This window comes from Streptomyces sp. CB09001 (assembly GCF_003369795.1).
Taxonomy (GTDB): Bacteria; Actinomycetota; Actinomycetes; order Streptomycetales; family Streptomycetaceae; genus Streptomyces.
In genome coordinates this window covers 6,209,831-6,236,076 of record NZ_CP026730.1, presented here as the reverse complement: position 1 = coordinate 6,236,076, position 26,246 = coordinate 6,209,831, and the positions used below count along the sequence as shown (strand labels likewise).

The 26,246-nt window shown below is 71.4% G+C and carries 23 protein-coding genes; 10 read left to right on the top strand and 13 right to left on the bottom strand.

Annotation, left to right across the window (positions count from 1 at the left end; translation table 11 throughout):
• The first annotated feature begins 65 nt into the window (after positions 1-65).
• Positions 66-1,130: a biotin/lipoate A/B protein ligase family protein gene (locus tag C4J65_RS28945; protein ID WP_115745049.1), complete on the top strand. Its 1,065-nt coding sequence runs from the start codon at positions 66-68 to the stop codon at positions 1,128-1,130.
• Positions 1,131-1,145: 15 nt separating this feature from the next.
• On the opposite strand, the gene C4J65_RS28940 is transcribed toward C4J65_RS28945, so the two are convergent.
• Together C4J65_RS28940 and C4J65_RS28935 are read right to left on the bottom strand one after the other, a co-directional pair.
• Positions 1,146-1,820, bottom strand: coding sequence for a response regulator transcription factor (locus C4J65_RS28940; RefSeq protein ID WP_115745048.1), 675 nt, complete (start codon positions 1,818-1,820; stop codon positions 1,146-1,148).
• Positions 1,817-2,941, bottom strand: a complete 1,125-nt coding sequence (locus C4J65_RS28935; protein ID WP_115745047.1) for a histidine kinase — start codon at positions 2,939-2,941, stop codon at positions 1,817-1,819. The genes C4J65_RS28940 and C4J65_RS28935 overlap by 4 nt, the downstream gene beginning before the upstream one ends.
• A 167-nt stretch (positions 2,942-3,108) precedes the next feature.
• Between C4J65_RS28935 and C4J65_RS28930 the strand changes: the two genes are divergently transcribed.
• Both C4J65_RS28930 and C4J65_RS28920 read left to right on the top strand, forming a co-directional pair.
• Entirely contained in the window at positions 3,109-4,122 is a 1,014-nt protein-coding gene (locus tag C4J65_RS28930) for a carboxymuconolactone decarboxylase family protein (RefSeq protein WP_115745046.1), read from the top strand.
• A gap of 257 nt (positions 4,123-4,379) precedes the next feature.
• Positions 4,380-5,036 carry a hypothetical protein gene (locus C4J65_RS28920; protein ID WP_115745044.1) on the top strand — a complete coding sequence of 219 codons (657 nt, stop codon included), beginning with the start codon at positions 4,380-4,382 and terminating at the stop codon, positions 5,034-5,036.
• Positions 5,037-5,045: 9 nt separating this feature from the next.
• Here the strand turns inward: C4J65_RS28920 and C4J65_RS28915 are convergent, their stop codons facing one another.
• The 8 genes from C4J65_RS28915 to C4J65_RS28880 all read right to left on the bottom strand — a co-directional run bounded on the left by C4J65_RS28915 (position 5,046) and on the right by C4J65_RS28880 (position 14,349).
• Positions 5,046-6,593, bottom strand: coding sequence for an NCS1 family nucleobase:cation symporter-1 (locus tag C4J65_RS28915; protein ID WP_162833401.1), 1,548 nt, complete (start codon positions 6,591-6,593; stop codon positions 5,046-5,048).
• A gap of 110 nt (positions 6,594-6,703) precedes the next feature.
• Positions 6,704-7,726 (bottom strand): TIGR03842 family LLM class F420-dependent oxidoreductase, encoded by a 1,023-nt coding sequence (locus tag C4J65_RS28910; RefSeq protein WP_115745042.1) that lies wholly within the window; start codon positions 7,724-7,726, stop codon positions 6,704-6,706.
• A gap of 11 nt (positions 7,727-7,737) precedes the next feature.
• Entirely contained in the window at positions 7,738-9,141 is a 1,404-nt protein-coding gene (hydA, locus tag C4J65_RS28905; RefSeq protein WP_115745041.1) for a dihydropyrimidinase, read from the bottom strand.
• Positions 9,142-9,175: 34 nt separating this feature from the next.
• Positions 9,176-10,018 (bottom strand): nitrilase-related carbon-nitrogen hydrolase, encoded by an 843-nt coding sequence (locus C4J65_RS28900; RefSeq protein WP_115745040.1) that lies wholly within the window; start codon positions 10,016-10,018, stop codon positions 9,176-9,178.
• 135 nt (positions 10,019-10,153) lie between these two features.
• Positions 10,154-11,779 carry a PucR family transcriptional regulator gene (locus C4J65_RS28895; protein ID WP_115745039.1) on the bottom strand — a complete coding sequence of 542 codons (1,626 nt, stop codon included), beginning with the start codon at positions 11,777-11,779 and terminating at the stop codon, positions 10,154-10,156.
• A 39-nt stretch (positions 11,780-11,818) separates the two neighbouring features.
• Positions 11,819-13,102, bottom strand: coding sequence for an aspartate aminotransferase family protein (locus tag C4J65_RS28890; protein ID WP_115745038.1), 1,284 nt, complete (start codon positions 13,100-13,102; stop codon positions 11,819-11,821).
• The gene (locus C4J65_RS28885; protein WP_115745037.1) at positions 13,099-13,941 is read right to left on the bottom strand and encodes a nitrilase-related carbon-nitrogen hydrolase; all 843 of its coding nucleotides are present in this window, start codon (positions 13,939-13,941) and stop codon (positions 13,099-13,101) included. The genes C4J65_RS28890 and C4J65_RS28885 overlap by 4 nt, the downstream gene beginning before the upstream one ends.
• A gap of 156 nt (positions 13,942-14,097) precedes the next feature.
• Entirely contained in the window at positions 14,098-14,349 is a 252-nt protein-coding gene (locus C4J65_RS28880; RefSeq protein WP_115745036.1) for a helix-turn-helix transcriptional regulator, read from the bottom strand.
• 87 nt (positions 14,350-14,436) lie between these two features.
• Here C4J65_RS28880 and map point away from each other — a divergent pair, with 87 nt between their 5' ends.
• On the top strand, positions 14,437-15,213 hold the full coding sequence (gene map / locus C4J65_RS28875; RefSeq protein ID WP_115745035.1) for a type I methionyl aminopeptidase: 777 nt from the start codon (positions 14,437-14,439) through the stop codon (positions 15,211-15,213).
• A 152-nt stretch (positions 15,214-15,365) separates the two neighbouring features.
• Positions 15,366-17,894, top strand: a complete 2,529-nt coding sequence (locus tag C4J65_RS37115) for an ATP-dependent Clp protease ATP-binding subunit (RefSeq protein WP_115745034.1) — start codon at positions 15,366-15,368, stop codon at positions 17,892-17,894.
• On the opposite strand, the gene ggt is transcribed toward C4J65_RS37115, so the two are convergent.
• The gene (ggt, locus tag C4J65_RS28865) at positions 17,895-19,703 is read right to left on the bottom strand and encodes a gamma-glutamyltransferase (protein WP_115745033.1); all 1,809 of its coding nucleotides are present in this window, start codon (positions 19,701-19,703) and stop codon (positions 17,895-17,897) included.
• A 484-nt stretch (positions 19,704-20,187) separates the two neighbouring features.
• Positions 20,188-20,640: a hypothetical protein gene (locus C4J65_RS28860; RefSeq protein WP_162833400.1), complete on the bottom strand. Its 453-nt coding sequence runs from the start codon at positions 20,638-20,640 to the stop codon at positions 20,188-20,190.
• Between the two features lie 453 nt (positions 20,641-21,093).
• Between C4J65_RS28860 and C4J65_RS28855 the strand changes: the two genes are divergently transcribed.
• Complete coding sequence (locus tag C4J65_RS28855; protein WP_115745031.1) at positions 21,094-21,726, top strand: NAD(P)-binding oxidoreductase; 633 nt, start codon at positions 21,094-21,096, stop codon at positions 21,724-21,726.
• Positions 21,727-22,124: 398 nt separating this feature from the next.
• On the opposite strand, the gene C4J65_RS28850 is transcribed toward C4J65_RS28855, so the two are convergent.
• Positions 22,125-22,568 (bottom strand): MarR family transcriptional regulator, encoded by a 444-nt coding sequence (locus tag C4J65_RS28850; RefSeq protein ID WP_115745030.1) that lies wholly within the window; start codon positions 22,566-22,568, stop codon positions 22,125-22,127.
• A gap of 316 nt (positions 22,569-22,884) precedes the next feature.
• Here C4J65_RS28850 and C4J65_RS28845 point away from each other — a divergent pair, with 316 nt between their 5' ends.
• The 4 genes from C4J65_RS28845 (at position 22,885) to C4J65_RS28830 (ending at position 26,233) form a co-directional block, all read left to right on the top strand.
• Positions 22,885-23,658, top strand: a complete 774-nt coding sequence (locus C4J65_RS28845; protein ID WP_205351084.1) for an SDR family oxidoreductase — start codon at positions 22,885-22,887, stop codon at positions 23,656-23,658.
• Positions 23,659-23,750: 92 nt separating this feature from the next.
• Positions 23,751-24,620, top strand: a complete 870-nt coding sequence (locus C4J65_RS28840; protein ID WP_115745029.1) for an SDR family oxidoreductase — start codon at positions 23,751-23,753, stop codon at positions 24,618-24,620.
• A complete protein-coding gene (locus C4J65_RS28835) occupies positions 24,617-25,267 on the top strand; it encodes a hemerythrin domain-containing protein (protein ID WP_205351083.1) in 651 nt (216 codons plus the stop codon). The genes C4J65_RS28840 and C4J65_RS28835 overlap by 4 nt, the downstream gene beginning before the upstream one ends.
• Positions 25,268-25,474: 207 nt before the next feature.
• Positions 25,475-26,233, top strand: coding sequence for a hypothetical protein (locus tag C4J65_RS28830; protein ID WP_115745028.1), 759 nt, complete (start codon positions 25,475-25,477; stop codon positions 26,231-26,233).
• The last annotated feature ends 13 nt before the right edge of the window (positions 26,234-26,246 follow it).

Sequence of the window (26,246 nt, the reverse complement as noted above, 5' to 3'; positions counted from 1 at the left end):
GGGGGCAGGACGGGAACACACCGGCCGGGCACGCTGTTGTCGCCGGATGCGGAACGGAGGCAACGGTGCACGGTGAATACAAGGTCCCCGGCGGCAAGCTGGTCGTCGTGGACGTGGAGGCCGAGGACGGCGTGCTGCGCCACGTGCGGGTGGCGGGCGACTTCTTCCTGGAGCCGGACGAGGCGCTGGACGCCGTCAACCGCGCGCTGGAGGGCGCCCCGGCGGACACCGCCGCGACGGGACTCGCCGCACGGATCGACGCGGCCCTGCCCGAGGGCACCGTCATGTACGGGCTGACCTCGGAGGGCGTCGGCATCGCCGTGCGCCGCGCGCTGGCGCACGCCACGGACTGGACGGACTACGACTGGCAGCTGATCCACGAGGGACCCGAGTCCCCCGCCCTGCACATGGCCCTCGACGAGGTGCTGACCGCCGAGGTCGCCGCGGGCCGGCGGCCGCCGACGCTGAGGGTGTGGGAGTGGGGCGCCCCGGCCGTGATCATCGGCAGTTTCCAGTCCCTGCGCAACGAGGTGGACGCCGAGGGCGCCGCCCGGCACGGCATCGAGGTGGTCCGCCGGATCTCCGGGGGCGGCGCGATGTTCGTGGAGCCCGGCAACACCATCACCTACTCCCTGTCCGTGCCGGAGGCGCTGGTGCAGGGACTCTCCTTCCAGGACAGCTACGCCTACCTCGACGACTGGGTGCTCGGCGCGCTCGGCGAGATGGGCATCCGCGCCTGGTACCAGCCGCTGAACGACATCGCCACCGACCAGGGCAAGATCGCTGGCGCCGCGCAGAAGCGCGTCGTGGGCCCCGGGGGCGGACCCGGCGCCGTACTGCACCACGTGACCATGTCGTACGACATCGACGCGGACAAGATGCTTCAGGTGCTGCGCATCGGGCGGGAGAAGATGTCCGACAAGGGCACGAAGTCCGCGAAGAAGCGGGTGGACCCGCTGCGCCGGCAGACCGGTCTGGCGCGCGAGGCCGTGATCGAGCGGATGATCTCCTCCTTCGGCGGGCGGTACGGGCTGAGCCGGGGCAAGGTGACGGACGAGGAGCTGACCCGGGCCCGGGAGTTGGCCCGCGCCAAGTTCTCCTCCGCCGAGTGGACCGCCCGGGTGCCCTGAGGCTCCCTGCGCTTCCTAGACCGTGCGGCGCACCGCGACCAGGCCCGACTCGTAGGCGAACACGACGAGTTGGGCCCGATCGCGGGCGCCCAGCTTGGTCATCGCCCGGCTGATGTGCGTCTTGGCGGTCAGCGGGCTGATCACCATGTGGGCGGCGATCTCCTCGTTGCTCAGGCCGCGCGCCGCGAGCGCGGTGACCTCGCGTTCCCGGCGGGTGAGGGAGTCCAGGCCGGGTGCGGTGGACCGGTCCGGGGGCCGGGCGACGAACTCACCGATCAGGGTGCGGGTGACCGACGGGGAGAGCAGGGCCTCGCCGTGTGCCACCACGTCGATGGCCTGGAGCAGGTCGGCCGGCTCGGTGTCCTTGAGGAGGAATCCGCTGGCTCCCGCCCGCAGCGCCTCGAAGACGTACTCGTCGAGGCCGTAGTTGGTGAGGATGACGACGCGTACGGCGGCGAGGGCCGGGTCGGCGGCGATGCGGCGGGTCGCCTCGATGCCCGACATGACCGGCATCTGTACGTCGACCAGGGCCACGTCGGGCACCTGGGCCCGGACCAGCGCCACCCCCTGTTCCCCGTCCGCGGCCTCGCCGACCACCTCGATGCCCTCCTCGGCGTCGAGCAGCGCCCGGAAACCGGCCCGCATCAGTGCCTGGTCGTCGACGAGCGCGACCCGGAGAACGCCGCTCATACCGTCTCCCCCAGCGGGAGCCGCGCGCGCACCGAGAAGCCGCCCTCCGCGCGGGGGGCGGCGCGCAGGGTGCCACCGAGGGCGCTGACGCGTTCGTGCATGCCGGTCAGGCCGGTGCCGGGCACCGGAGGGCGGGCCGGATCGGCGGCCCCGTCGTCGTCCACGCCTACCGTCAGCTCCCTCACGAACTCCCCCTCGTGCGCCGTCCCGTAGTCGATGCGGACCCGTATCTTCGCCGGTCCGGCGTGGCGCGCCGCGTTGGTGAGGGCCTCCTGCACGATGCGGTAGGCGGCCCGGTCGACGGCCCGGGGCAGCGGGCGCTCGTCCCCGGTGACCGTGAGGTCGACGGCGAGCCCCGCCGCGCGGGCCCGCTGGACGAGCAGGGCCGGGGTGCCGGCCGGTTCGTCGGCCCGCAGCACCTGGAGGGCGGAGCGCAGTTCGCGCATCGCCTCGCCACTGGCCTCCTGGATGGCGAGCAGCGCGGGCGGCACCTCGTCGCCACGTTTGCGCGCGAGGTGGACGGCGACGCCCGCCTGGAGCTTGACGATGGAGATGCTGTGCGTCAGCGAGTCGTGCAACTCGCGGGCGATCCGCAGCCGTTCCTCCCCGGCGCGGCGCAGGGCCGCCTCCTCCCTGGTGCGTTCCGCCTCCAGGGCCCGCTGTTCGGTCTGGCGCAGGTACGCCTGCCAGTTCCGGTCGGCGAGACCGGTCACCACGGCGCACAGGAACCACCCGGCGAGCAGTCCGGCCCGCTCGGCCGCGTTCTGCGTGCCGGGGCCGGTGGCGACGTACCCGGCCAGGAACACGGCGCCGCCGGCCGCCGCGACGCCCCGGTGGCCGACCCGGGCCGCGGTGTGCACGGCGCCCAGGACGGGCAGCGCGGACAGCGGGCCGGGGTGCGCGTGCACGACGTACGCCGTGCCGAGGACGGTGGCGACGGCCAGCACCGCGCGCGGGGCGGTGCGGTGGCAGGCGAGCGCCGCCGAGGCGAGGGCGACGAGCACGTGGTCGAGTGCCGTGGTGTCGTCGTCGAAGGCGGCGGCCGCCGTACCGAGGGCGCCGACGACGGCCGCGAGGACCACGTCGGCGAGCCGTCCGCGATCGACCTGACGCCCACTCATGCCCGCACCCTATGCGTCCCGGCCGACCGGCGCGTCGGCCCTGTGGACGGCTTGCGGACTACTCCCGGCGAAGTAGTCGGCCGCCCGGCGGGGACCCGGCGGCGCAGTGCCAACCGCATCCTGCGGTACGACGACCGCGGGGGCCCCGGCGGCGCACGCTGCTGTCCATGCCCACACCCTTCCGTCACACCGAACCGCTGCCGCCCAAGGCGGCCACCGGCCGCGTCGCCGAGGTCTACGCGCAGGCCGCGCGGGACTTCGGCATTCCCGAACCCGCCCCGTTCGTTGCCCTCTCCTCCGCGCCCGCGCTCGTCGCCCCGGCCTGGGCTCTGATGCGCGAGTCCCTGCTCGCCGGGCCGGGCGACCGCACCGGCAAGGAGGTCGCCGCCTTCGGGGTGTCGCAGGCCAACAAGTGCCGGTTCTGCGTGGACGCGCACACCATGCTGCTGCACGCCACCGGCGACCACGCCCTGGCCGAACGGCTGGCCAGGGGTCAGAAGCCGGCGGACGACCGGCACGCGCGCGTACTCGAGTGGGCGCGGCGCACCCGCGTTCCGGGAGCGGCGCGCGAGCCGTACCCGTTCCGGCCCGAGGAGGCTCCCGGCTACCTCGGCACCGTGCTGGCCTTCCACTTCATCAACCGCGTCGTGTCGTCCCTGGTGACCGAGAGACTGCTCCCGGCCGACGCGCAGCGGCTGCGTCCGGTGCGGAGCCTGGCGGGCCGGTCGCTGTCCCGCACCGTACGGCGAACCGCCGTGCCCGGCGCCTCCCTTCCCCTGCTGGACGACCCCGGCCCGGGTCCGGCGTGGGCGGCGGGGACACCGGTCGGCCCGGCGTACGCGGCGCTGAGCCGCGCCGCCCCGATGGGCGCCGGTCTCCTCGACGCCGACGACCAGGACCTCGTGCGCGCCACCCTGCGTGACTGGGACGGCTCGCACCCGCCCCTCACACCGGACCCGTTCCCCGACCGGAGGGTGCGGCCGGGCGCACGGCTGGCGCTGCTGGTGGCGCTCGCGCCGTACCGGATCACGGACGCGGACGTCGCGGCGTGGCGCCGCCCCGAGCACACCGACCACTGCCTGGTGCACCTCGTCGCGTACGGCGCGTTCGCCGCCGTGGACCGTATCGAGACCGCCCTGACCGCCCCGAGCTCTCGTCCCACCGCTCGGGAGAACTCATGACCGCCGTCACCGGCTCGCTCCGAGTGCCCGGTCCCGACCCGGTCCGGGACGCCGCCGACCTCCTGCTGTCGCGCTACCCGGGCCGTCCCCTGCCCGCCGGACGGCTCGGCGGACCGGAGGCGGCGCCGGTCGTTCGTCTGCGTCACCGCCCGGCCACGCACCGAGTTCGCCCTTCCGCCCCGGGGGGACTCGTGTGACACTGGCGTCCCGTCCGCAGTGCGGGCACCCTCCGCACCGTCCCCCACGAGAAGTGCGCCGTGCGTTCTCTTCCTCTGCCGCTCGCCCTGACCGCCCGTCTGGCGCCGGTCGCCGTGCTCGCCACGGCGGGCTGGGCACTGTCCTCCGGGCCGGACACCTCACCGGCCGCGAAGGAGAAGACGCCGCCCGACACCACGAACAGATCGGCCTCCGCGCCGGCGACGGAGACGGCGACGAAGACGTACGCCACCGCACCGGCACCGTGCGAGAGTCTGGCCGGCAAGACGGTCACCTCGCTGGTGCCGGGCGCCAAGGCGGCCGGCAAGGAGATCCCGTCCACGGACACCAAGGTGCGCCGCACCTGTTCCTGGAACGCGCTCAAGGGATACGACTACCGGTGGCTCGACGTCTCCTTCGAGGTGATGGCGACGGACGAGGCGGCCCAGAAGTCGTACAAGGAGCGCGTCGCCGACCGCAGCGGCGGCGGTGACGTCCCGGGGCTCGGCGACGGCGCCTACTCCGTCGTCAACCTCACCACCGAGGACAAGCAGCAGACCCGCGAGGGCACCGTGCTGGTCCGCGCCGCCAACGCCCTGGTGATGATCACCTACAACGGCAGCGACTTCGAGTCGAAGAAGGCCCCGGGTACGACCGAGATCAACAAGGGTGCCATCAAGGCGGCCAAGGAGGCCGTGGCCGCCTTGCAGGACGGCTAGGGCCTGTCGTCAGACTCCCGTCTGCTCGGCGGTCCCGGCTCGCGGCCGGGTCGCGGGCAGCAGCATGAGGACCAGGTAGAGCACCAGGGACGTGCCCAGGCCGACCGCCCAGCCGTAGTCGGCCAGCGGTTCGAGGAAGGGTACGGGGCGGCCGTCGACCAGGGGATGGAAGTCGGCGCCGCCGATGGCCAGGACCCCGCCGACTACGAAGGCCAGCACGGCACGCCAGTTCCAGCCTCCCTCGTACCAGTAGCGTCCGCCCCTGCGGTACAGGTCGACGAGGTGCAGCCGGGCGCGGCGCAGGATCCAGTAGTCGGCGATGAGGATGCCGGCCACGGTGCCGAGCAGCCCGCCGACCAGGCCGAGCCAGGTGAAGATGTAGCCCTGCGGGTCGGAGTACAGCTTCCACGGGAAGATCAGTACCGCCAGGACGGACGTGATGAGCGCGCCCGCCCGGAAACTGACCTTGCGCGGTGCGACGTTGGAGAAGTCGAAGGCCGGTGAGACCAGGTTGGCGGCGATGTTCACGGACAGGGTCGCCACCAGGACGGTCACCAGGGCGAAGAGCAGGCCGACCACGTTGTCGGTCTTCGCGGCGAGTTGGACCGGGTCCCAGATCGGCTCGCCGTACACGGCCTGTGAGCCGGAGGTGACCATCACGGACAGGAACGCGAAGAGGGTCATCGTCGTCGGCAGGCCGAGGGCCTGCCCGCGGGTCTGGGCCTTCTGGCTCTTCCCGTAGCGGGTGAAGTCCGGGATGTTGAGGGACAGCGTGGACCAGAAGCCGATCATGCCCATCAGGGAGGGCCAGAACAGCTTCCAGAAGTCGCCGCCCCAGCCGAGCTTCGACGGCTGGTCGAAGAGCGGGCCGAAGCCGCCCGCCTTGTCGCTCATCCACCAGAGCATCACGAAGGCGCCGACGAGGACGAAGGGTGCGGCCCAGTTCTCGAAGCGGCGGATGGTCTCCATGCCGCGGTAGATGATGGCGACCTGGATCGCCCAGAAGATCGCGAAGGACAGCCACATGGTCCAGGCGTAGCCGCCTACGGTCGCGGCGCCGGTCCAGCCGTCGCCGATCAGCTTCCCGGCCAGGAAGTAGATCGCCTCGCCACCGATCCAGGTCTGGATGCCGAACCAGCCGCACGCCACCAACGCCCGTACGACGGCGGGCAGGTTGGCTCCCCGGACACCGAAGGAGGCGCGGGCGAACACCGGGAAGGGGATGCCGTACTTGGGTCCGGCGTGCCCGGTGAGCAGCATCGGGGCGAGCACGATCAGGTTGGCCAGGGCGATGGTGAACACCGCCTGCTTCCAGTCCATGCCGACCGCGATGAGACCGGAGGCGAGCGTCCAGGAGGCCGTGTTGTGGGCCATGCCGACCCACAGGGCGGAGAAGTTGTACGTGGTCCAGGTGCGCTTGCCGACGGGGACCGGCAGCAGGTCCTCGTTGGCGTAGCGGCCGCTCGGCGGCGGGGAGCCCGGGGCGAGCTCCACGCGCCCGTCGGGGAGGGTGACTTGGGCGGACGGCGGTATGGCCGTGGGCGCGGTGTCGGTCATGGGCAGGCCAATCATGCGGTGGGACGGGAGAGGCCGTGCGGGCGGTGCCGGGGGGGTGCGCGGGTGCGCCCTGGGGGCCCGCCCCTCGGTGCGGGGCGGGCAGCGGTGGCTCAGGCGTTGACGGCCGGGATGACCTTCGTGCCGTAGGTGTCGATCACGGCTTCCCGCGCGTCGTGCATGTCGTACAGCGCGAACTGGTCGACGCCGAGGGCGCGCAGGGCGGTCAGCTTCTCGATGTGCTTCTCGACCGGGCCGATCAGGCAGAACCGGTCGACGATCTCGTCCGGCACGAACTGCGTGTCCGGGTTGCCGCTGCGCCCGTGGTGGGCGTAGTCGTAGCCCTCGCGGGCCTTGATGTAGTCGGTGAGTTCGTCGGGGACGGCGCCGGTGTGGGCGCCGTACTTGGCGACCAGGTCGGCGACGTGGTTGCCGACCATGCCGCCGAACCAGCGGCACTGCTCGCGGGCGTGGGCGAGGGCCTCGGGCGAGTCGTCGGCGGTGACGTAGGCCGGGGCGGCAACGCAGACCGTCACTTCCGAGGGGTCGCGTCCGGCGGCCACGGCGGCGTCCCGGACGGCCTTGACCATGTACTCGGTGAGGTAGAGGTCGGCGAGCTGGAGGATGAAGCCGTCCGCCTCCTCGCCGGTCATCTTCAGCGCCTTGGGGCCGTACGCGGCCATCCACACGGGGACTTCGGCGCCGGGCCTGGTCCAGGGGAACCGGACGACGGTGCCGCCGCCGAGGTCGGCCTCCTCTCCCCTGCCCAGCGCACGGATGACCTTGATGGCTTCGCTTATGCGGGCGAGGGTGTTGGGCTTGCGCCCGGCCACCCGCATCGCGGAGTCGCCGCGGCCGATGCCGCAGACGGTGCGGTTGCCGAACATGTCGTTGAGGGTGGCGAAGGTGGAGGCGGTCACCTCCCAGGTGCGGGTGCCCGGGTTGGTGACCATCGGGCCGATCTTCAGTGTGCTGGTGTTGGCCAGGACCTGGCTGTAGATCACGAACGGCTCCTGCCACAGCACGGCGGAGTCGAAGGTCCAGCCGTGGCTGAAGCCGTTGCGTTCGGCCCGTTGCATCAGCTCCACGACACGGGAGGCCGGGGGGTCGGTCTGCAGGACGAGTCCGAAGTCCATGGGCACCACTCCTAGTTCAGGTACTGACAGGTGGCGCGCGGGGTGTAGGCGCCGTGGCCCTTGCGCCCGGTGTACTCCCGCTCGGTGACGACCGGTTCGCCGCGCGAGAGCACGGTCTCCACCCGGCCGGTGATCCGCCTGCCCTCGTACGCCGAGTAGTCGACGTTCATGTGGTGGGTCTCGGCGGAGAGGACCTGCTCGGCGTCCGGGTCGTAGACGACGATGTCGGCGTCGGCGCCGGGCGCGATGGTGCCCTTCTTCGGGTACAGGCCGAACATGCGGGCCGGGGTGGCGCAGGCGATCTCGATCCAGCGGCGGCGGCTGATGTGCCCGTCGACGACGGCCTGGTGGAGCAGGTCCATGCGGTTCTCGACGCCCGGCATCCCGTTGGGGATCTTGGAGAAGTCGCCCCGGCCCAGTTCCTTCTGCCCGCTGAAGCAGAAGGGGCAGTGGTCGGTGGAGACCACCTGGAGGTCGTTGGTGCGCAGGCCCCGCCACAGTGCCGCCTGGTGTTCCTTCGGCCTGAGCGGGGTGCTGCACACGTACTTGGCGCCCTCGAAGCCGGGCTCGGCGAGGTTGTCGGTGGACAGGAACAGGTACTGCGGGCAGGTCTCGCCGAAGACGGGCAGGCCCTCGTCGCGGGCCCGGGTCAACTCGGCCACCGCCTCCGTCGCCGAGACGTGCACGACGTACAGGGGCGCCCCGGCGACCTGCGCGAGCCGGATGGCGCGGTGGGTGGCCTCGGCCTCCAGGAGGGCCTTGCGGACCTCGCCGTGGAAGCGGGGGTCGGTCTCGCCGCGGGCGAGTGCCTGCTCGACGAGGACGTCGATCGCGATGCCGTTCTCGGCGTGCATCATGATCAGGCCGCCGTTCTCGGCGGCGCGCTGCATGGCGCGCAGGATCTGTCCGTCGTCGGAGTAGAAGACGCCGGGGTAGGCCATGAACTGCTTGAAGGAGGTCACCCCTTCCTCCACCAGCAGGTCCATCTCCTTGAGCGTCTCCTGGTTCACGTCGGAGACGATCATGTGGAAGCCGTAGTCGATGGCGCAGTTGCCCTCGGCCTTGGCGTGCCAGGCGTCCAGGCCCTCGCGCAGGGAGTGCCCGACGCCCTGGATGGCGAAGTCGACGATGGTGGTGGTGCCGCCCCAGGCGGCGGCGCGGGTGCCGGTCTCGAAGGTGTCGGCGGCGTAGGTGCCGCCGAAGGGCATCTCCATGTGGGTGTGCCCGTCGACGCCGCCCGGGATGACGTACTTGCCGCTCGCGTCGATGACCTTCTCGGCGGTGAACGCCTCGGCCGCCGGAGTGCCGGTCGCGGCGAGGGCCGCGACGCGGCCGTCCTCGATCAGGACGTCGGCGTGGATCTCGTCGGACGCGGTGACGACGAGGCCGCCGCGGATGACGGTACGGCTGCTCATGCTGCTGTTCCCTCCTGTCGGGGGCGCCGGCGGATCAGGGCGCGGTCAGCGGGGAGTAGGCGCCCGGCGCGCGGTCGCGGTAGAACTGCCAGCGGTCGCGGACCTCGCGCAGCTTGGCCAGGTCGAGGTCGCGGACGACGAGTTCGGTCTCCTTGTCGCTCGCCACCTCGCCGACGAACTGCGCCTCGGGGTCGACGAAGTAGGAGGTGCCGTAGAAGTCGTTGTCGCCGTACTCCTCGACTCCGACGCGGTTGATGGCGCCGACGAAGTACTCGTTGGCGACGGCGGCGGCCGGCTGCTCCAGCTGCCACAGGTAGCCGGACAGGCCGCGGGAGGTGGCCGACGGGTTGAAGACGATCTCGGCGCCTTCGAGGCCCAGCGCCCGCCAGCCCTCCGGGAAGTGCCGGTCGTAGCAGATGTACACGCCGACCTTGCCGACGGCGGTGTCGAAGACCGGCCAGCCGGAGTTGCCGGGGCGGAAGTAGAACTTCTCCCAGAAGCCGCGGACCTGGGGGATGTGCGTCTTGCGGTACTTGCCGAGGTAGGAGCCGTCGGCGTCGATGACGGCGGCGGTGTTGTAGAGGACGCCGGGCTGCTCCTCCTCGTACATCGGGAGCACCAGGACGATGCCGTGCTCGCGGGCGAGCCGCTGGAAGCGTTCCACGGTCGGGCCATCCGGGATGCGTTCGGCGTAGGCGTAGAACTCGGGGTCCTGGACCTGGCAGAAGTACGGTCCGTAGAACAGCTCCTGGAAGCACATGACCTGTGCGCCCTGGGCGGCGGCGTCGCGCACCGCCTGCTCGTGGACCTGGATCATCGATTCCTTGTCGCCCGTCCAGGCGGTCTGGAAGAGCGCGGCACGGATCACTCGGCTCATCTTCGGCCTCCACTCGCTCGAATCGCTCGCTGTGGCGCTCGGTGTGGCGCTCGGTGTACGGCGAGACTAGGGACCGGCGGTGGCCGAAATGAGTGGCACGGTGTCACGTCTGCGGGGGTCCGGCATTGCACGGTGTCACCCCTGCTGTGCGTCGTGGGCGAGGAGCGCGATGTGCACGGAGGCCGCCTGCTCGAAGTCGTCGAGGTCGACGCCGAGACGGCCCTGTATGGCTTCGAGACGCCGGTAGAGGGCGGGCCGGGAGACGTGGTGGAGCTGGGCGGTGCGGGACTTGTTGCGGCCGGTGGCGAGGTAGGTGCGCAGTACGGGCAGCAGGTCCTGGTCGGGGCCGCGCAGGAGGCCGTCCAGCTCGCGTTCGGCGAAGGACTGCACGTGCGGGTCGTCGCGCAGCAGCCGCACCAGGCCGCGCAGGTGGATGTCGCGCAGCCGCACGACGGGCGGCAGGTTCAGGGCGGCTGCCGCGGAGTCGGCGACCGCGTCGGCGACGTGCTGGGCCTCGCGCAGCCCGGCGGGCACGTCGGTCCAGTCGGCGCGGGCGTCGGCGGCGGCGACCACGGCGTGGGAGTTGTCCGGTTCCGAACGCAGCCGGCTCGCGAAGTGGGCCGTAAGGGTCCTGGCGTCCTGGTCGGGGGCGAGGCTGAGCAGGACAGCGACATGGTCGTCGGCGAGGTGGGCGGCGAGGCCGGGCAGGCCGAGGCGCCGCAGCACCCGGGCCGGCCGGGCGGGCTCCCGTTCTCGGACGACGAGGGGGACGAAGACGCGCCGGTTGACCGGCAGCCCGGCGGCGCGGGCCCGGGGCAGCAGTTGCCGCGCCGGTACCGCCCCGCTGACCAGGTCGGTGAGCAGGCTCCGCGCGGACTGTTCCTCCCAGGAGTCCCAGGAGCCGGCGGCAGCGCCCGGGTGCGTGCCCGCGTGCGTGCCGTCACCGGCGAGCATGCGGTGCAGGACGAGCGCCTCGGCGGCGCGGTCGGCGAGCAGCCGTCCGGCGGCCCGCTCGCCCCCGTAGCCGCACAGCACCAGGCGCCCCCAGCTCTCCCCCCGGCAGGTCAGTTCGGCACGGACCCAGCCGTCGGCCGAGCCGACACCGGCCTGACGGGCGATGCGCTCCCAGTCCCGCAGTACGTCGTCGACGGCGGCCCGCTCCCCCGCCGTGGCGAGGACGCGGTGGGCGAGGTTGGTGACGACGACCGGGCAGCCGGCGTGCCGGGCCACCTCGTCGAGCAGGCGCTGCACCGGGGCACCCGCGGTGATCAGACCGGTCAGCTCGGTGCGTACGGCCTCGGAGAGGCTGACGGCGGCGAACTTGCGGCGCAGCAGCCGGGACTGCACCTCCTCGGTCAGTTCGGCGAAGGGGAAGGGCCGGTGCAGGACGACCATGGGCAGCCCGCAGCGCTCGGCCGCGCTGCGCATCACCTCGGGCGGGGCGGGGAAGGCGCGGCCGAGGCCGAGCACGACGGCGGCGGCCTCGGCGCGGTCCAGTGAACGGATGTACTCCCCCTGCCGGTGCTCGTCACCGGCGAGCAGCACGCCGGTGGTGAGGACCATCTCGCCGCCGCTGAGCATCACGCCGACGTCGGCGGCCTCGGCGACGTGCACCCAGCGCACGGGCCGGTCGAGGCGGTGCGCTCCGGCCACCACCTCGGGCTGTCCGGCCCGTACCCGTTCGAGGCCGAGGACCTGACGGACCGACAGGGCGGGTTCCCAGGGTTGCTGGGCCGGGGTCTGCGGGGTGGTCGTGGTCATGGGGGCCTCTCCTGGGCTCGTCACCCGGTGATCAGGCGATCAGATGCTCCGCAGGGCGCGTTCGAGGATCGCGGCACCCTCCTCGGCCTCCGCGACGGTGAGGGACATCGGCGGGGCGACGCGCAGGACGCTGGTGCTGTGGCCGCCGCCCTTGCCGACGAGCAGCCCGCCGGCGCGGGCCTCCTCCAGTACGGCGGACGCCGCCTCGGGGGCGGCCTCGTCGGTGCCGGGCCGGGTCAGCTCGATGCCGATCATCAGCCCGCGCCCGCGTACCTCGCGCACGTGCGGCACCTGGGCGGCGACGGCGCGCAGCCGCTCGATGAGCAGTCCGCCGACGCGCCGGGCATTGCCCTGGAGGTCGTGTTCCAGGAGGTGGTTGAGGTTGGCGAGGCCCGCGGCCATGGTGACCTGGGTGCCGCCGAAGGTGGAGATGCTGTTGGCGTCCAGGCAGTTCATGATCTCGGCGCGGGCGACGACCCCGCCGATCGACATGCCGTTGCCGATGCCCTTGGCGAAGGTGACGATGTCCGGCGGACCGCTCCTTCCGTGGGCCTGCCAGCCCCAGAAGTGCTCGCCGGTGCGGCCCCAGCCGGTCTGCACCTCGTCGGAGATCCACAGGATGCCCCGCTCGTGCAGCACCTCGCGGAAGGCGGCGTACAGGCCGTCCGGCGGGGAGGTGAAGCCGCCGACGCCCTGGACGGGTTCGGCGATCAGGGCGGCGGGGGCGCGGGTGTGGCCGAGCAGGTCCGTCAGGTCGGCGACGCAGGCGTCGATGAAGTCCCGGTCGTCCAGGTCCGCGTAGGGCCCGCGGGTGCGGACGCCGCCGTGCACGTACAGGGTCTGGAGCGGGGACAGGGAGGTCGGGGACCAGCCGCGGTTGCCGGTGATGCCGACGGCACTGAAGGAGCGGCCGTGGTAGCTGTTGCGCATCGCCAGGATCGCGTTGCTGCGGCGGTGGGCGGTCGCGAGCAGCAGGGCGGTGTCGTTGGCCTCGGTGCCTGAGGTGGTGAAGAAGACGCGGGCGTCGGGGATGCCGGACAGCTGGGCGACGCGCTCGGCGAGTTCGACCATCGGCCGGTTGAGGTAGAGGGTGGACGAGTGGATGATGCGCCCGGCCTGCTCGGCGACGGCCTTGGTGACCTCGGGCAGGGCGTGCGCGGTCATCGTGGTGAGGATGCCGCCGAAGAAGTCGAGGTACTTGTTGCCTGCGGCGTCCCAGACGTGCCGGCCCTCGCCGTGGGTGATCTCCAGCGGGTCCTCGTAGTAGAGGGCGAGCCAGTCGGGCAGGACGGCGCGGTGGCGGGCGAAGAGGTCACGGGTCACGGCCGCACCAGCCCCTCGTAGGCGTCGGGCCGGCGGTCGCGGTAGAAGGCCCACTGCTGCCGTACCTCGTCGATGAGGTCGAAGTCCAGGTCGCGGACGACGAGTTCCTCCTTGCTGTCGCTGGCGAGGTCGCCGACGAACTGCCCGCGCGGGTCCACGAAGTAGGACGTGCCGTAGAAGTCGTTGTCCCCGTACTCCTCGACGCCGACGCGGTTGATGGCGGCGACGAAGTACTCGTTGGCGACGGCCGCGGCGGGCTGTTCGAGCCGCCACAGGTGGGCGGAGAGGCCGCGGTGGGTGGCCGAGGGGTTGTATACGAGCTGGGCGCCGCCGAGGCCGAGTTGGCGCCAGCCCTCCGGGAAGTGCCGGTCGTAGCAGATGTAGACGGCGACCTTGCCGACGGCGGTGTCGAAGACCGGCCAGCCGAGATTGCCGGGGCGGAAGTAGAACTTCTCCCAGAAGCCCTTGACCTGCGGGATGTGGTGCTTGCGGTAGGTGCCGAGGACGGTGCCGTCGGCGTCGATCACGGCCGCGGTGTTGTAGTAGAAGCCGGACTGCTCGACCTCGAAGACGGGGACGACGACCACCATGCCGGTCTCGCGGGCCAGCGCCTGCATGCGGCGGGTCGTGGGTCCGTCGGGGACGGGCTCGGCCCAGCGGTAGTGCTCGGGGTCCTGGACCTGGCAGAAGTAGGGGGCGTTGAAGACCTCCTGGAACCCGATGACCTTGGCACCCCGCCTGGCGGCCTCGCGGGCGTGCTCCTCGTGTTTCGCCACCATGGACTCGGTGTCGCCGGTCCAGGTGGCCTGGACGAGAGCGGCACGTACGACGTTGGCCATGAGCTGCTCCTTCGACACGACGTCAGAGCCTCTACGCCCGTAGAGCAGGCCGTAGAGGGACGAACGTAAGCCTGGCCGGACGGGCTTGCCAAGACCATCGTCGTCAAGGCGCGGTGTCGATCTCGTTTCGCACTCCTGTGGGTGAGTGCGGGTGCCTCAGGCCGGCACGGGCGCACACCTGCCCACCAGCTCGTCCATGGACAGCCCCAGCGCGCCGGCCAGCGCGGCCACCGTGAAGAACGCCGGGGTGGGCGCCCGGCCGGTCTCGATCTTGCGCAGGGTCTCGGCGGAGATTCCGGCCTGGGCGGCCACCGCCGTCATGCTCCGCTCACCGCGGGCCGCGCGCAGCAGGCGGCCGAGCCGCTCGCCGCGCTCGCGCTCTTCGGGGGTCAGGGGGGTGCGTACCATGGCGTCATTCTAATACCGGTTTCCCGTACCGGCCCCGGGTGCGCCACATGTCACGAACCCAATTCAAATACCGGTATAGTAATTGGCATGGTGGAACTGAAGACGGACACATCGATCGACGCCATGCACGCGGCCGGACAGGTCGTCGCGCGCGCTCTGACCGCCGTACGGCAGGCCGCGGACGTGGGCGTGTCCCTGCTGGAGCTGGACGCGGTGGCGCACCAGGTGCTGCGGGAGGCGGGCGCGGGCTCGCCGTTCCTCAGGTACCGGCCCTCCTTCGCGCCGACGCCCTTCCCGGGCGTCATCTGCGCGTCGGTGAACGACGCGATCGTGCACGGCATCCCGGACGGCTACCGCCTGCGGGACGGAGACCTCGTCTCCATCGACTGCGGCGCCCTCCTGGACGGCTGGGCGGGCGACTCGGCGCTCAGCTTCGTGGTGGGCACCCCGCGCCCGGCCGACGTGACGCTGATCGAGACCGCCGAGCGGGCCCTGGAGGCGGGCATCGCGGCGGCCGTGGTCGGCAACCGCATCGGCGACATCGCGCACGCCGTCGGCACGGTGTGCCGGTCGGCCGGCTACGGGATCATGGAGGACTTCGGCGGCCACGGCATCGGCCGGCACATGCACGAGGACCCGGGGGTGCCCAACGAGGGCCGCCCGGGACGCGGGCTCCCGCTGCGGCACGGCATGGTCCTCGCCATCGAGCCCATGCTGACCGCCGGCGGCCGGGACGACTACCACGCGGCTCCCGACGGCTGGACCCTGCGCACGAACGACGGCTCCCGGGCGGCGCACGTGGAGCACACGGTGGCGATCACGGACGGCGGCCCGCGCGTCCTGACGTCGAGGGACGGCCTCTGAGAGACGAGGCGGCCGGGGCGGGGCCCTCCGCCGCGCCCGGGTTCCCGGCATGCCCGGTGGAACAGAACGTGTCATGTTGGGCATGACCGTACGTCTGCCGGGTTACCCGGCCCCGGCACGTCGATCAGCGATGCAGCGGAGGTCCGTACACGATGACCAGCGGCTACATGGGCCCGGAGGGCGACCCGTTCGCGGAATTCCTGGCACGCTTCTTCGGCGGGCCCAAGCCCCGGCAGATCGACATCGGCCGACTGCTCAGCCAGCCCGCCCGGGAGCTGGTGCGCGGCGCCGCGCAGTACGCGGCCGAACACGGCAGCCGGGACCTGGACACCGAGCACCTGCTGCGGGCCGCGCTGTCCACCGAGCCGACCCGGGGGCTGCTCAGCCGGGCGGGGGCCGATCCCGACTCGCTGGCCTCGCAGATCGACGAGCGGACCGGCCCGGTGCAGCACCCGCCGGGCGAGGTCCCGCCGCCCACGTCGCTCTCGCTCACCCCGGCCGTCAAGCGCGCCCTGCTGGACGCGCACGAGCTGGCCCGCTCCACCGGCACCGGGTACATCGGCCCGGAGCACGTGCTCAGCGCCCTGGCCGCCAACCCGGACTCGGCCGCCGGGCACATCCTGAACGCGGCCCGGTTCGCGCCGTCCAGCATGCCCACGGAGTCGCCGGAGGCCGCGAAGGGCCGCACCGAGAGCGCCCGGACCACGAACACGCCGACCCTCGACAAGTACGGCCGCGACCTCACCGATCTGGCCCAGCAGGGCCGGATCGACCCGGTGATCGGGCGCGAGGGGGAGATCGAGCAGACGGTCGAGGTGCTCTCCCGGCGGGGCAAGAACAACCCCGTGCTGATCGGTGACGCCGGTGTCGGCAAGACCGCGATCGTGGAGGGCCTGGCGCAGCGCATCACCGACGGCGACGTGCCCGACGTGCTGATCGGGCGCCGGGTGGTCGCCCTCGACCTGACCGGCGTGGTCGCGGGCACCCGCTACCGGGGCGACTTCGAGGAGCGGATGAACAACATCGTGGGCGAGATCCGCGCCCACTCCGACGAACTGATCATCTTCATCGACGAGCTGCACACCGTCGTCGGCGCCGGCGGGGGCGGCGAGAGCGGCTCGATGGACGCCGGGAACATCCTCAAGCCCGCCCTGGCCCGCGGCGAGCTGCACATCGTGGGCGCCACCACGCTGGAGGAGTTCCGCCGGATCGAGAAGGACGCGGCCCTCGCCCGCCGCTTCCAGCCGATCCTGGTGCCGGAGCCCACCACCGCCGACGCGATCGAGATCCTGCGCGGCCTGCGCGACCGCTACGAGGCCCACCACCAGGTCCGCTACACCGACGAGGCGCTGGTCGCGGCCGTGGAGATGTCCGACCGCTACCTCACCGACCGGCGCCTGCCCGACAAGGCCATCGACCTGATCGACCAGGCGGGCGCCCGCGTCCGGCTCCAGTCGCGCACCAAGGGCACCGACGTGCGCGCCCTGGAGCGCGAGGTCGACCAGCTGGTCCGGGACAAGGACCAGGCGGTCGCGGACGAGCAGTACGAGCAGGCGACCCAGCTGCGCGACCGGATCGTGGAGCTGAAGCAGCGGATCACCGAGGCCACCGGCGACGGCCAGGCCGACGAGGGGCTCGACCTGGTCGTGGACACCGAGTCCATCGCCGAGGTGGTCTCCCGCCAGACCGGCATCCCGGTCAGCAGCCTCACCCAGGAGGAGAAGGACCGCCTGCTGGGCCTGGAGTCCCACCTGCACGAACGGGTCGTCGGCCAGGACGAGGCGGTCCGGGTCGTCTCCGACGCCGTGCTGCGCTCGCGCGCCGGGCTGTCCAGTCCCGACCGGCCCATCGGCAGCTTCCTCTTCCTCGGCCCGACGGGCGTCGGCAAGACCGAGCTGGCCCGGGCGCTGGCCGAGGCGCTGTTCGGCAGCGAGGACCGCATGGTCCGCCTCGACATGAGCGAGTACCAGGAGCGCCACACGGTCAGCCGCCTGGTCGGCGCCCCGCCCGGCTACGTCGGGCACGAGGAGGCCGGTCAGCTCACCGAGGTGGTGCGCCGGCACCCGTACTCGCTGCTGCTGCTGGACGAGGTGGAGAAGGCGCACCCGGACGTCTTCAACATCCTGCTCCAGGTCCTGGACGACGGGCGGCTGACCGACTCGCAGGGCCGCACCGTGGACTTCTCCAACACGGTCGTCGTGATGACCAGCAACCTGGGCTCCGACGTGATCACCCGGCGCGGCGCGGGCATCGGTTTCGGCGCGGGTGGCGCGGAGGCGGACGAGGAGGCCCGGCGCGAGCAGGTGCTGCGCCCGCTGCGGGAGCACTTCCGGCCCGAGTTCCTCAACCGCGTCGACGAGATCGTGGTCTTCCGCCAGCTCAGCGGCGAGCAGCTGCGGCAGATCACCAGCCTGCTCCTGGAGCAGACCCGCCGCATGGTGCACGCGCAGGGCATCACCGTCGACTTCACCGACGCGGCCGTGGACTGGCTCGCCGAGCGCGGCTACCAGCCCGAGTACGGCGCCCGGCCGCTGCGCCGCACCATCCAGCGCGAGGTGGACAACGAGCTGTCCCGGCTGCTGCTCGACGGCCGGGTCGCGGAGGGCGGCCGGGTGACGGTCGACGTCGAGGACGGGCGGCTGGCGTTCCGCACGCCGGAGCGGCCCGTCCCCGAAGCGTGACTACCTCCGCCGCACCGGTTCGACCACCATCGCCGAGCCCCCGCCGCGCCGTACCTTCTCCGCGGCGGCCAGCCACTTGCCGTGCGGCAGCCGCTGTACGGCGGTCGCGGCGCCGATCTCGGGGTTGAGTTTGAAGGAGTGCCCGAGGGCCTCCAGCTCGGCCCGTACGCCGCTGTCGTAGAGGCCGGGTTCGAGTTCGGTCTGCGCGGCGTTGCGCTGGCTGGCGCGCGGCGCGGCGATGGCGTCGACGAGCGGGAGCCCGCGGTCGAGGAAGCCGGTGAGGGTCTGGAGCACGGTGGTGATGATGGTGGCGCCGCCGGGCGAGCCGAGGGCCACCACCGGCTCGTGGTGCCGGTCCAGGACGATCGTCGGGGCGATCGAGGAACGGGGGCGCTTGCCGGGTCCGGGCAGGTTCGGGTCGTGCACGGCCGGGTTGGCCGGGGCGAAGGAGAAGTCCGTCAGCTCGTTGTTGAGCAGGAAGCCCCGGCCGGGCACGGTGATGCCGCTGCCGCCGGTCTGCTCGATGGTGAGCGTGTAGGCGACGACGTTGCCCCACTTGTCGGCCACCGTGAGGTGCGTGGTGTTCTCGCCCTCGTACGTCGTCGGCGCCGCCGTGCCGCCGCCCGCGCAGGAGGCCGGGTGCCGCGGGTCGCCGGGGGCGAGGGGGCTGGTGAGCACCGCGTCGTCCTTGATCAGGCACTCACGGGAGTCGGCGTACCGCTGGGACAGCAGCTCCTTCGCCGGTACGTCCTCGAAGGCGGGGTCGCCGACCCAGCGGCCCCGGTCGGCGAACGCGATGCGGCTGGCCTCGATGTAGCGGTGCAGGTAGCCGGCCTTGTCCGCGGTGGAGAGGTCGGTGCGCTCCAGGATGTTGAGGGCCTCGCCGACCGTGGTGCCGCCGGAGGAGGAGGGGGCGATGGAGTACACGTTCAGGCCGCGGTACGAGGTCTTCGTCGGCGCCTGGAGCTTCGCCTCGTAGACGGCGAGGTCCTTGGCGGACAGGTCGCCGGGACGCGCGTTCCAGCCCGAGTCCGGGTCGACGGGCGGCTTGTTGACGGTGTCGACGATGTCCTCGCCCAGTGCGCCGTGGTAGATCGCGCCGACACCCTTGCGGCTCAGCTCCTGGTACGTGCGGGCCAGGTCGGGGTTCTTGAACGTGGAGCCGACGGCCGGGAGTTCACCGCCGGGCAGGAACAGCTCGGCGGTGTCGGGGAAGTAGCGGAACCGCTGCTCGTTGGCGGCGGTCTGGGAGCGGAAGGTCTCGTCGACGGTGAAGCCGTGCCGGGCCAGGCGCTCGGCGGGCTTCAGCACGGACGAGAGCTTCCGGCTGCCCCACCGGTCGAGGGCGGTCTGCCAGGTGGCCGGGGTGCCCGGCGTGCCCACGGACAGGCCGCTGGTGACGGCGTCGGCGAAGGCGAGCGGCTTGCCGTCCTCCGTGAAGAGCTTCTCGTCGGCGGTCAGCGGCGCGGTCTCGCGGCCGTCGATGGTGCGCACGGTGCGGGACTCGGCGTCGTAGTAGACGAAGTAGCCGCCGCCTCCGACCCCGGCGGAGTACGGCTCGGTGACGCCCAGTGCCGCGGCGGTGGCCACGGCCGCGTCGACGGCGTTGCCGCCCTTGCGGAGCACCTCGATGCCGGCGGCGGAGGCGTCCCGGTCGACGCTGGAGACCGCGCCGCCGTACCCGACGGCGACCGGGGTCTTCGGAGCGGGCCGGTGCTGGGCCGTGGGCGGCGCGGCCGCTCCCACCGACACCACCACGGCGGCCGAGACCGCCAGGACCGTCAGATTCCGTGCGACAGGGCGACGCATCCGCACCTCCAGGGAAAGGCCGTTCGGGCAGCTTAGTTGATCGTCATGGCCGCGTCAGGAGCACCTGGGAAGCGCGTGTCGAGCGCGCGGTGCGCGCCCGCACACCGCCGCCCGTCGAACACGAGTACGCGGACGCCCGCTAGCATGCGCGCCCATGACTGACGACGTACGCAACATCGTCCTGGGTGTGGTCGCGACGGGCATCAGCGCCACGCTGGGCCGGCCCGCCCGCACCTACCTGTAGAGGCGGAAACTCCGGCGCAAGCAGGCGTTCTTCGGGCTGCCCGACAGCTCCGACTCGATGCCGCCCCATGAAGCGAGTCCGGATAATCGGAATGCCTGCAGGAGGGGGTCGGGTGGTGTTCCTCAGGTACGGGTGATGTTAAGGGTGAGCGAACCGGTCAGTCCGAGTTCCGGGCTCCCGGGTGTGAGGGGCTCCAGGCCCACGCTCATGTCGTGAAAGCCTGGCATCTGAAGGCGTGGTTCACAGGCGTTGGTGAGCCTCTCGAGCGTGGAGTGCCCGTTGTAGGGCGGGAGCTTCTCGGTGAACTTGTTCCACTCTTCGGGGAGGTAGAGCTGGCTGGTCCAGAAATCCTCCCCCGCCCACCTGGACTTCGATGTGGATGTGGATGGCGCGGCCGAAGCACCACCCCGGGTACACGGTGCTGAAGGCCACGGCTCCCTGCTCGTCCAGCGGCTGCGTCCCACGCAGAAAGCGTGAGTCGTCGGTGGCCGGTGGATCCCATTCCACGGCCGTGACCCCCTCTGGGGTCGCCGTTGCCACCCACTCGTCCGGATCCATGTCCAGGTACCCCGAGTAGTAGCCCAGCGGGTCGCAGTGCCACAGGGTGATGGTGGCGTCCTTGAGCGGCTTTCCAGCGAGGTCGAGAACGGTGAACCGAAGTTCGAGCGGCAGACCGGGGCGTCCCTCGGTCATGTCACTGCGCCTCGGGACCTGCCCCACGAGGTAGGGACCGTCCACGTCCTGCGGCAGTGCGCCCTCGACGGGCGTTCCCCCGTGGGAGGCGCCCTCTTGAGCCGCCCCGCAACTAGTCAGCTACATTTACTACCATACGCCCGCCAGCGACGGGCGAGCGGTGACCCGTCCCGGCGGGACCGCACAGGGCGCAGTGACCTGAAAGCGGGTTCTTTCAGGAGGTAAGGCGGCCGGGATGGCGAGTAGTTGATCTATCGCGGGACTCTGCCGGCTATCCCGTACCGATACGCCAAGGGTCGGACATTTCGGGCTTCGCCCGCGTCACCTCGTTTGACATAGTCAGAAATCCTGACTAAAGTTCTGAATGGATCCTCGGCGTACAGGGCCTGTCACCGTCGGCAAGCAGCCGCCTGGCCGGGTTCGATTCACCCTTCGTATTGGGAGCGAATTATCATGAAGTTTCTCGTTTTGGGGGCAACCGGTCGCACCGGAACCCTCTTCGTCGAAAAGGCACTCGCCCAGGGACACCAGATCAGCGCCCTCACCCGGAAGGCCGACGCCAACGTCGATGGGCGCGCCGAAATCGTCGTGGGTGATGTCACCGACGCCGCGGTCATCGCGAAGGCGGCCCAAGGCCACGACGCGATCATCAGCACGCTCGGAGTGAAAAGCGCCCGGGAAACCCCGACGCTGATCACCGACATGGTGCGTGCGGTAATCGAGTCCGCGAAAACGTCCGGCGTCGACCGGTTCGTCGTCGTGTCCGCCTTCGGAGTCGGCGACTCTCTCGCCAAGGCCTCGTTCCTCGTGGGCCCGATTTTCCGTACCGTGCTCCGGAAGACCTACGCGGACAAAGCCGCGTCGGAAGTCCTCCTGAGGGCCAGCGATCTGAAGTGGACTCTCGGATACCCGGGAGCACTCAACGATCGAGCCGCCAGTCGCTATAGCGAGGTCGTGCTCGACGACGTCAAGAAGCTGCCGGTCTACCCCTCGACGTCCCGCTCACACGTCGCCGACTTCCTCCTCCGCACTGCTGTGGAAGGAACCCACACCCGTCAGACCGTCGTCGTCATCGACGGCAAGTAGGCCGCCCCCACTGGATGTCGACTACGGCCCCGCCGGGGCCTGTCGGCCTCCCACCCCGCACCGCTGGAGCCAGGCAGGCGGGCGGAGTACTACCTGCCGTAGAGCGGTCCCCGTGTCGCGGCCGGCCCGGCACTCAGCTCGGCCGCAGCGAGCGCGGCGACGATCCCGAGGGTCCGCGCCGGTCAGGTCGCGGACGGCCTTGGACAGGGCGCCGGGCGCCCCACAAGTTAGAAGGATCGCGTGTCTTGCGGACGCGCGATCTGTAGTCAGAATAACTGACGAACAAGTCAATTAGGCTGACTACGAGGAGGCGGGGTCGAACCTCACCGGCACCCGCCGACCCCGGCAGACTCCGGGCGAACGGGAATCGGATGACGACAGCTCGGCGCGGCCGGGGCCTACCGCGCGTAGGGGTCGGTGATCTCGCGGAGCTGTTCCAGGATCTGGTGCAGCAGCGTGAAGTTGCGGGTGCCCAGGTACTCCTTCCACTCCGCGAGGATCTCGTCGAGTGTCGCCGAGGCCACCTCGACCGCCCGCTTGCCGCGCTCCTCGATCACGATCAGCCGGGCGCGGCCGTCCGTGGGATCGGGAACCCGACGGACATAGCCCAGGCGCTCCAGCTGATCAACCAGTACGCCGGCGCTCTGCTTGCTCATTTGCGCCTGGTCAGCAAGGTCCGTGAGGCGCGAACCGTCCGGTGCGACGCGTTGGAAGACCCGGCACTGGGCGAGGGTCCAGTCGTCGAACCCGGCATCCTGCAGGGCCCGGAACATCCGGTCCTCGGTGTACCGGTACGGGATGAACAGCGCCACCCCTAGATCAACCCGCTGCTCGTCGTCCATACCGCTCTCTCGGCTCCGTCGCCCGCCTGATCCCACGAGGTTCACACCCTACGACAACCGCCGACGGGCGGGACCGCCGCCGACCCCGGCCCCGGCCCCGGACTCGGTGACACGCGGGGCGCGCTCGCCGCGCTCCGGACATACCCCGCCCCTCAGCCGTCCCACGCCGACCGGCTTCAGTTGCCGTCACTGCCGACACATGAGTAATGTAGTCAATAATCCTGACGAATTAGGATGACGGCTCGATGCAGCGTCTGGCAGTGCGAGCCAAGGTCTGTTCACATCCGGCCAAGACAGAGAGAGCGCAGGGAGCGCGATGACATCGACATCAAGCCTGTCGGGCAAGAGGGTCCTGGTCACCGGAGGCAGCAGCGGAATCGGCGCCGCGATCGTGCGGCGGCTCGCCGCCCAGGGAGCCACGGTCGCGGTCAACTGGCGAACCGATCAGAAGGCCGCCGAGGCACTCGTCGGCGAACTCCACGACAGCGGGTGTGCCGCGGCGGCCTTCCCGGCCGATATCGGTGACAGGGCGCAGACGCACGCGCTCGTCGGCGCGGTGGTGTCCGAGTTCGGTGGCCTGGACCTGCTGGTCAGCAACGCCGGCGTCGAGCACTTCGGAGCGCTGGAAACCATCACCCAGGCCGACTTCGACCGCCTCTTCCACACCAACGTGGCCGGACAGCTGTTCGTCACGCAGGCGGCGGTAGCCGCGATGACCGACGGTGGCCGGATCGTGCTCAGCTCCTCGGTCAGTGCGCGCCTGGCAGTCCATCAGCACGCCCTGTACGCGGCAAGCAAGGCGGCCATTCCGGCCATGGTGCGCAATCTCGCTCCCGAACTGGCCGAGCGGAACATCACCATCAACGCGATCGCCCCGGGCGCCACCGCCACCCGCATGGCCGACTACGCCCCCCACTACGTCCACCCCGCCCTCGCCGATGTGCCGTTCCCCGCACTCATCCGCTCCATGAGCGCACTCGGCCGACTGGCCCAACCCGACGAAATCGCCGCCGTGGTCGCGTTCCTGCTCTCCCCGGACGCGTCCTTCATCACCGGCACCACCATCGAAGCCGACGGCGGCTGGAACTGACACACCGGCTCATCGCACGTGGCCCTCACGCCCAGGGGGATTCACCTGCGCCGCAGTGCACCCACGCCGGACACTTGTCGAAGGGAAACACCATGTCCACTGTCATCACCGGAGCCTCAGGTCACCTCGGCCGGCTCATCGTCGACCAGCTCCTCGCCGCCGGAACGCCGCCGGAACAGATCGTTGCCACTGGCCGGGACACCGGCAAGCTCGCCGACCTCGCACGGAACGGGGTCATGGTGCGGCGCGCGGACTTCGCCGATCCGAGCACCCTCGACGACGCCTTCGCGGGTGCCGCCACGATAGTGCTGGTTTCCACGACGACGGTGGGTGAGCGGTTCGACAACGCCCGCAACGCCATCGACGCGGCACGCAGGGCGGGTGTCTCCCGCATCGTGTACACCAGCACCCTCAACGCCTCGACCGCGCGGATGATGCTCGCTGACGCGCATCGCCGCACCGAGGAGTACCTGCGTGACAGCGGGTCGCCGTTCGTCATCCTGCGCAACGGGTGGTACCTGGAGAACTACACCGACCAGCTCTCGATGATCACCCAGTACCGCGCGCTGCTGGGCAGCGCGCAGGACGGGCGCGTCAGTGCGGCGGCCCGGCAGGACCTGGCGGCGGCCGCAGTGGCGGTGCTGACGCAGGACGGGCACCTCGGCGCGACCTACGAACTCGGCGGAACGCCGTTCACGCTGACCGAACTCGCCGCCACGTTCAGCGACGTCCTGGGCACCCACATCACGTACCGGGACGTGCCGGTCGCCGACTACACCGCGACCCTGACGGACGCCGGGCTGCCCCCGGAGATGGCCGCCGCGGTGGCCGATGCGGACACCGGGCTGGCCCGGGGAGAGCTGTTCACCGACAGTGACGACCTGACCAAACTCATCGGCCGGGCGACCATCACACCACGTGAAGCCATCCTGAACGCCGCTGCCGTCGAGGAGTCACGGTGAGTGCCCTCGGGACCGGCGTCGACACCCACGAGATGGTGCTGATCCATCGCGTCCTCCGGCGCGAGTTCGGGCAGCTGCCGCGGTTGTTCCGCGCCGCGGCCGGTGACCGTGCCCGAGCCGAGGTCATCGGTGCGCACGCCCGGGAGATGCTGACCTTCCTCCACACACACCACACCGGCGAGGACGAGCTCCTCTTTCCGCTGCTGCGTGAGCGAGCCGACCTCGATCCGGAGCTGATGGACCGGATGGATGCGCAGCACGCGCAGGTCGACGACGCCGTCACGGCCATCGACGCGGAGTTGCCCGCGTGGACGGCGAGCGCGGACGCCGCCGCGGGCGAGCGGATGGCCGCCCGCATCGACGCCATGATGCCGACACTGATCGAGCATCTGGCCGAGGAGGAGCAGGAAATACTGCCGATCGTCTCCGTCACACTGACGCAGAGCGAATGGGACGCGCTCGGCAAGCACGGCATGAGCGCGATCCCCCTCACACGGCGGCTGGTCATCCTCGGCCACATCACCGAGGACACCGATGAAGCGGAACGGCGAAGGTTCATGAAGGTCCTGCCGGCCCCGGCCCGGGTGGCCTACAAGCTGATCGGCCACCGCCAGTTCACCCGCGAAACCAGCAGGATCCGCGGCTGACCCGCGGCGCGGCCCGACACCACCAGCGCGGCGACGACTACGGGCTACTCGCCGCCGGGTTCGGCATCGCTGCCGGTACCCCGTACCACTCGGCTCGACCCACGATCCGACCGCTGTCGGGCAGCACGGAATGTCGGGCGTGCGGTGGGCCCGCACGCCGCCGCCCGTCGAACACAGATACGCCGACGCCCGCTAACATGCCCGCCCATGACTGACGACGTACGCAACATCGTCCTGGGTGTGGTCGCGGCGGGCATCAGCGCCACGCTGGGCTGGCTCGCCCGCACCTACCTGTGGAAGCGGAAACTCCGGCGCAAGCAGGCGTTCTTCGGGCTGCCCGACAGCTCCGAGTCGCTGCTCGTCGTCAACCGGGACCCGGCCGCCTCCGAACCGGCCGTCCACCGCTTCGACGTCTTCGCGCTGCTGGAACTCTCCGCACTGATCAAGGACTGCGGCGCGCACGCCCAGGTGGTCACCCAGGACATGGTCGGCCAGGGCTTCGGCGAGCGCACGGAGTTCTGTGTGGGCGGCCCCGGTTCGAACCGGCGCATGGTCGCCCACATGGCGGCGATGCTGCCCGGGGTGCGGATGAACGTCGACCCGGAGCCCGGCCCGGACCGGGGCGCCTTCCAGATCGGCAGCGAGCGCTACCGACTGGAGGCGGGTGTCACGGAGTACGTGCTGCTGGCCCGCCTCACCGCCGGGGACCGGCGCGAGGCCCGGCCCGCCTTCCTGTTCTGCGGCCAGCGCGCGATCACCAACCAGGCCGCCACCCGCTACCTCGCCCGCCACCACGAGAAGCTCGCCCGCAAGCACGGCAACAACTCCTTCGTGCTGCTGCTCAAGGTCGTCAACTCACAGGCGTACGGCCCGGACGTGGTCGAGCTGGTCGGCGAGGTCACCCGGGCGGCGACCAGCCCCCTGCCCACCCCCGCACCGGCCTCCCGCAGCTCCCACCGGGCCTGAACGCCCGGCCGCG

Bases quoted from the DNA above. Each gene is read 5' to 3' on its own strand.
- C4J65_RS28940 (WP_115745048.1), bottom strand. From the start codon at position 1,820: ATGAGCGGCGTTCTCCGGGTCGCGCTCGTCGACGACCAGGCACTGATG.
- C4J65_RS28935 (WP_115745047.1), bottom strand. From the start codon at position 2,941: ATGAGTGGGCGTCAGGTCGATCGCGGACGGCTCGCCGACGTGGTCCTC.
- C4J65_RS28930 (WP_115745046.1), top strand. From the start codon at position 3,109: ATGCCCACACCCTTCCGTCACACCGAACCGCTGCCGCCCAAGGCGGCC.
- C4J65_RS28915 (WP_162833401.1), bottom strand. From the start codon at position 6,593: ATGACCGACACCGCGCCCACGGCCATACCGCCGTCCGCCCAAGTCACC.
- C4J65_RS28910 (WP_115745042.1), bottom strand. From the start codon at position 7,726: ATGGACTTCGGACTCGTCCTGCAGACCGACCCCCCGGCCTCCCGTGTC.
- hydA (WP_115745041.1), bottom strand. From the start codon at position 9,141: ATGAGCAGCCGTACCGTCATCCGCGGCGGCCTCGTCGTCACCGCGTCC.
- C4J65_RS28900 (WP_115745040.1), bottom strand. From the start codon at position 10,018: ATGAGCCGAGTGATCCGTGCCGCGCTCTTCCAGACCGCCTGGACGGGC.
- C4J65_RS28895 (WP_115745039.1), bottom strand. From the start codon at position 11,779: ATGACCACGACCACCCCGCAGACCCCGGCCCAGCAACCCTGGGAACCC.
- C4J65_RS28885 (WP_115745037.1), bottom strand. From the start codon at position 13,941: ATGGCCAACGTCGTACGTGCCGCTCTCGTCCAGGCCACCTGGACCGGC.
- C4J65_RS28880 (WP_115745036.1), bottom strand. From the start codon at position 14,349: ATGGTACGCACCCCCCTGACCCCCGAAGAGCGCGAGCGCGGCGAGCGG.
- map (WP_115745035.1), top strand. From the start codon at position 14,437: ATGGTGGAACTGAAGACGGACACATCGATCGACGCCATGCACGCGGCC.
- C4J65_RS37115 (WP_115745034.1), top strand. From the start codon at position 15,366: ATGACCAGCGGCTACATGGGCCCGGAGGGCGACCCGTTCGCGGAATTC.
- ggt (WP_115745033.1), bottom strand. From the start codon at position 19,703: ATGCGTCGCCCTGTCGCACGGAATCTGACGGTCCTGGCGGTCTCGGCC.
- C4J65_RS28860 (WP_162833400.1), bottom strand. From the start codon at position 20,640: ATGACCGAGGGACGCCCCGGTCTGCCGCTCGAACTTCGGTTCACCGTT.
- C4J65_RS28855 (WP_115745031.1), top strand. From the start codon at position 21,094: ATGAAGTTTCTCGTTTTGGGGGCAACCGGTCGCACCGGAACCCTCTTC.
- C4J65_RS28850 (WP_115745030.1), bottom strand. From the start codon at position 22,568: ATGGACGACGAGCAGCGGGTTGATCTAGGGGTGGCGCTGTTCATCCCG.
- C4J65_RS28845 (WP_205351084.1), top strand. From the start codon at position 22,885: ATGACATCGACATCAAGCCTGTCGGGCAAGAGGGTCCTGGTCACCGGA.
- C4J65_RS28840 (WP_115745029.1), top strand. From the start codon at position 23,751: ATGTCCACTGTCATCACCGGAGCCTCAGGTCACCTCGGCCGGCTCATC.
- C4J65_RS28830 (WP_115745028.1), top strand. From the start codon at position 25,475: ATGACTGACGACGTACGCAACATCGTCCTGGGTGTGGTCGCGGCGGGC.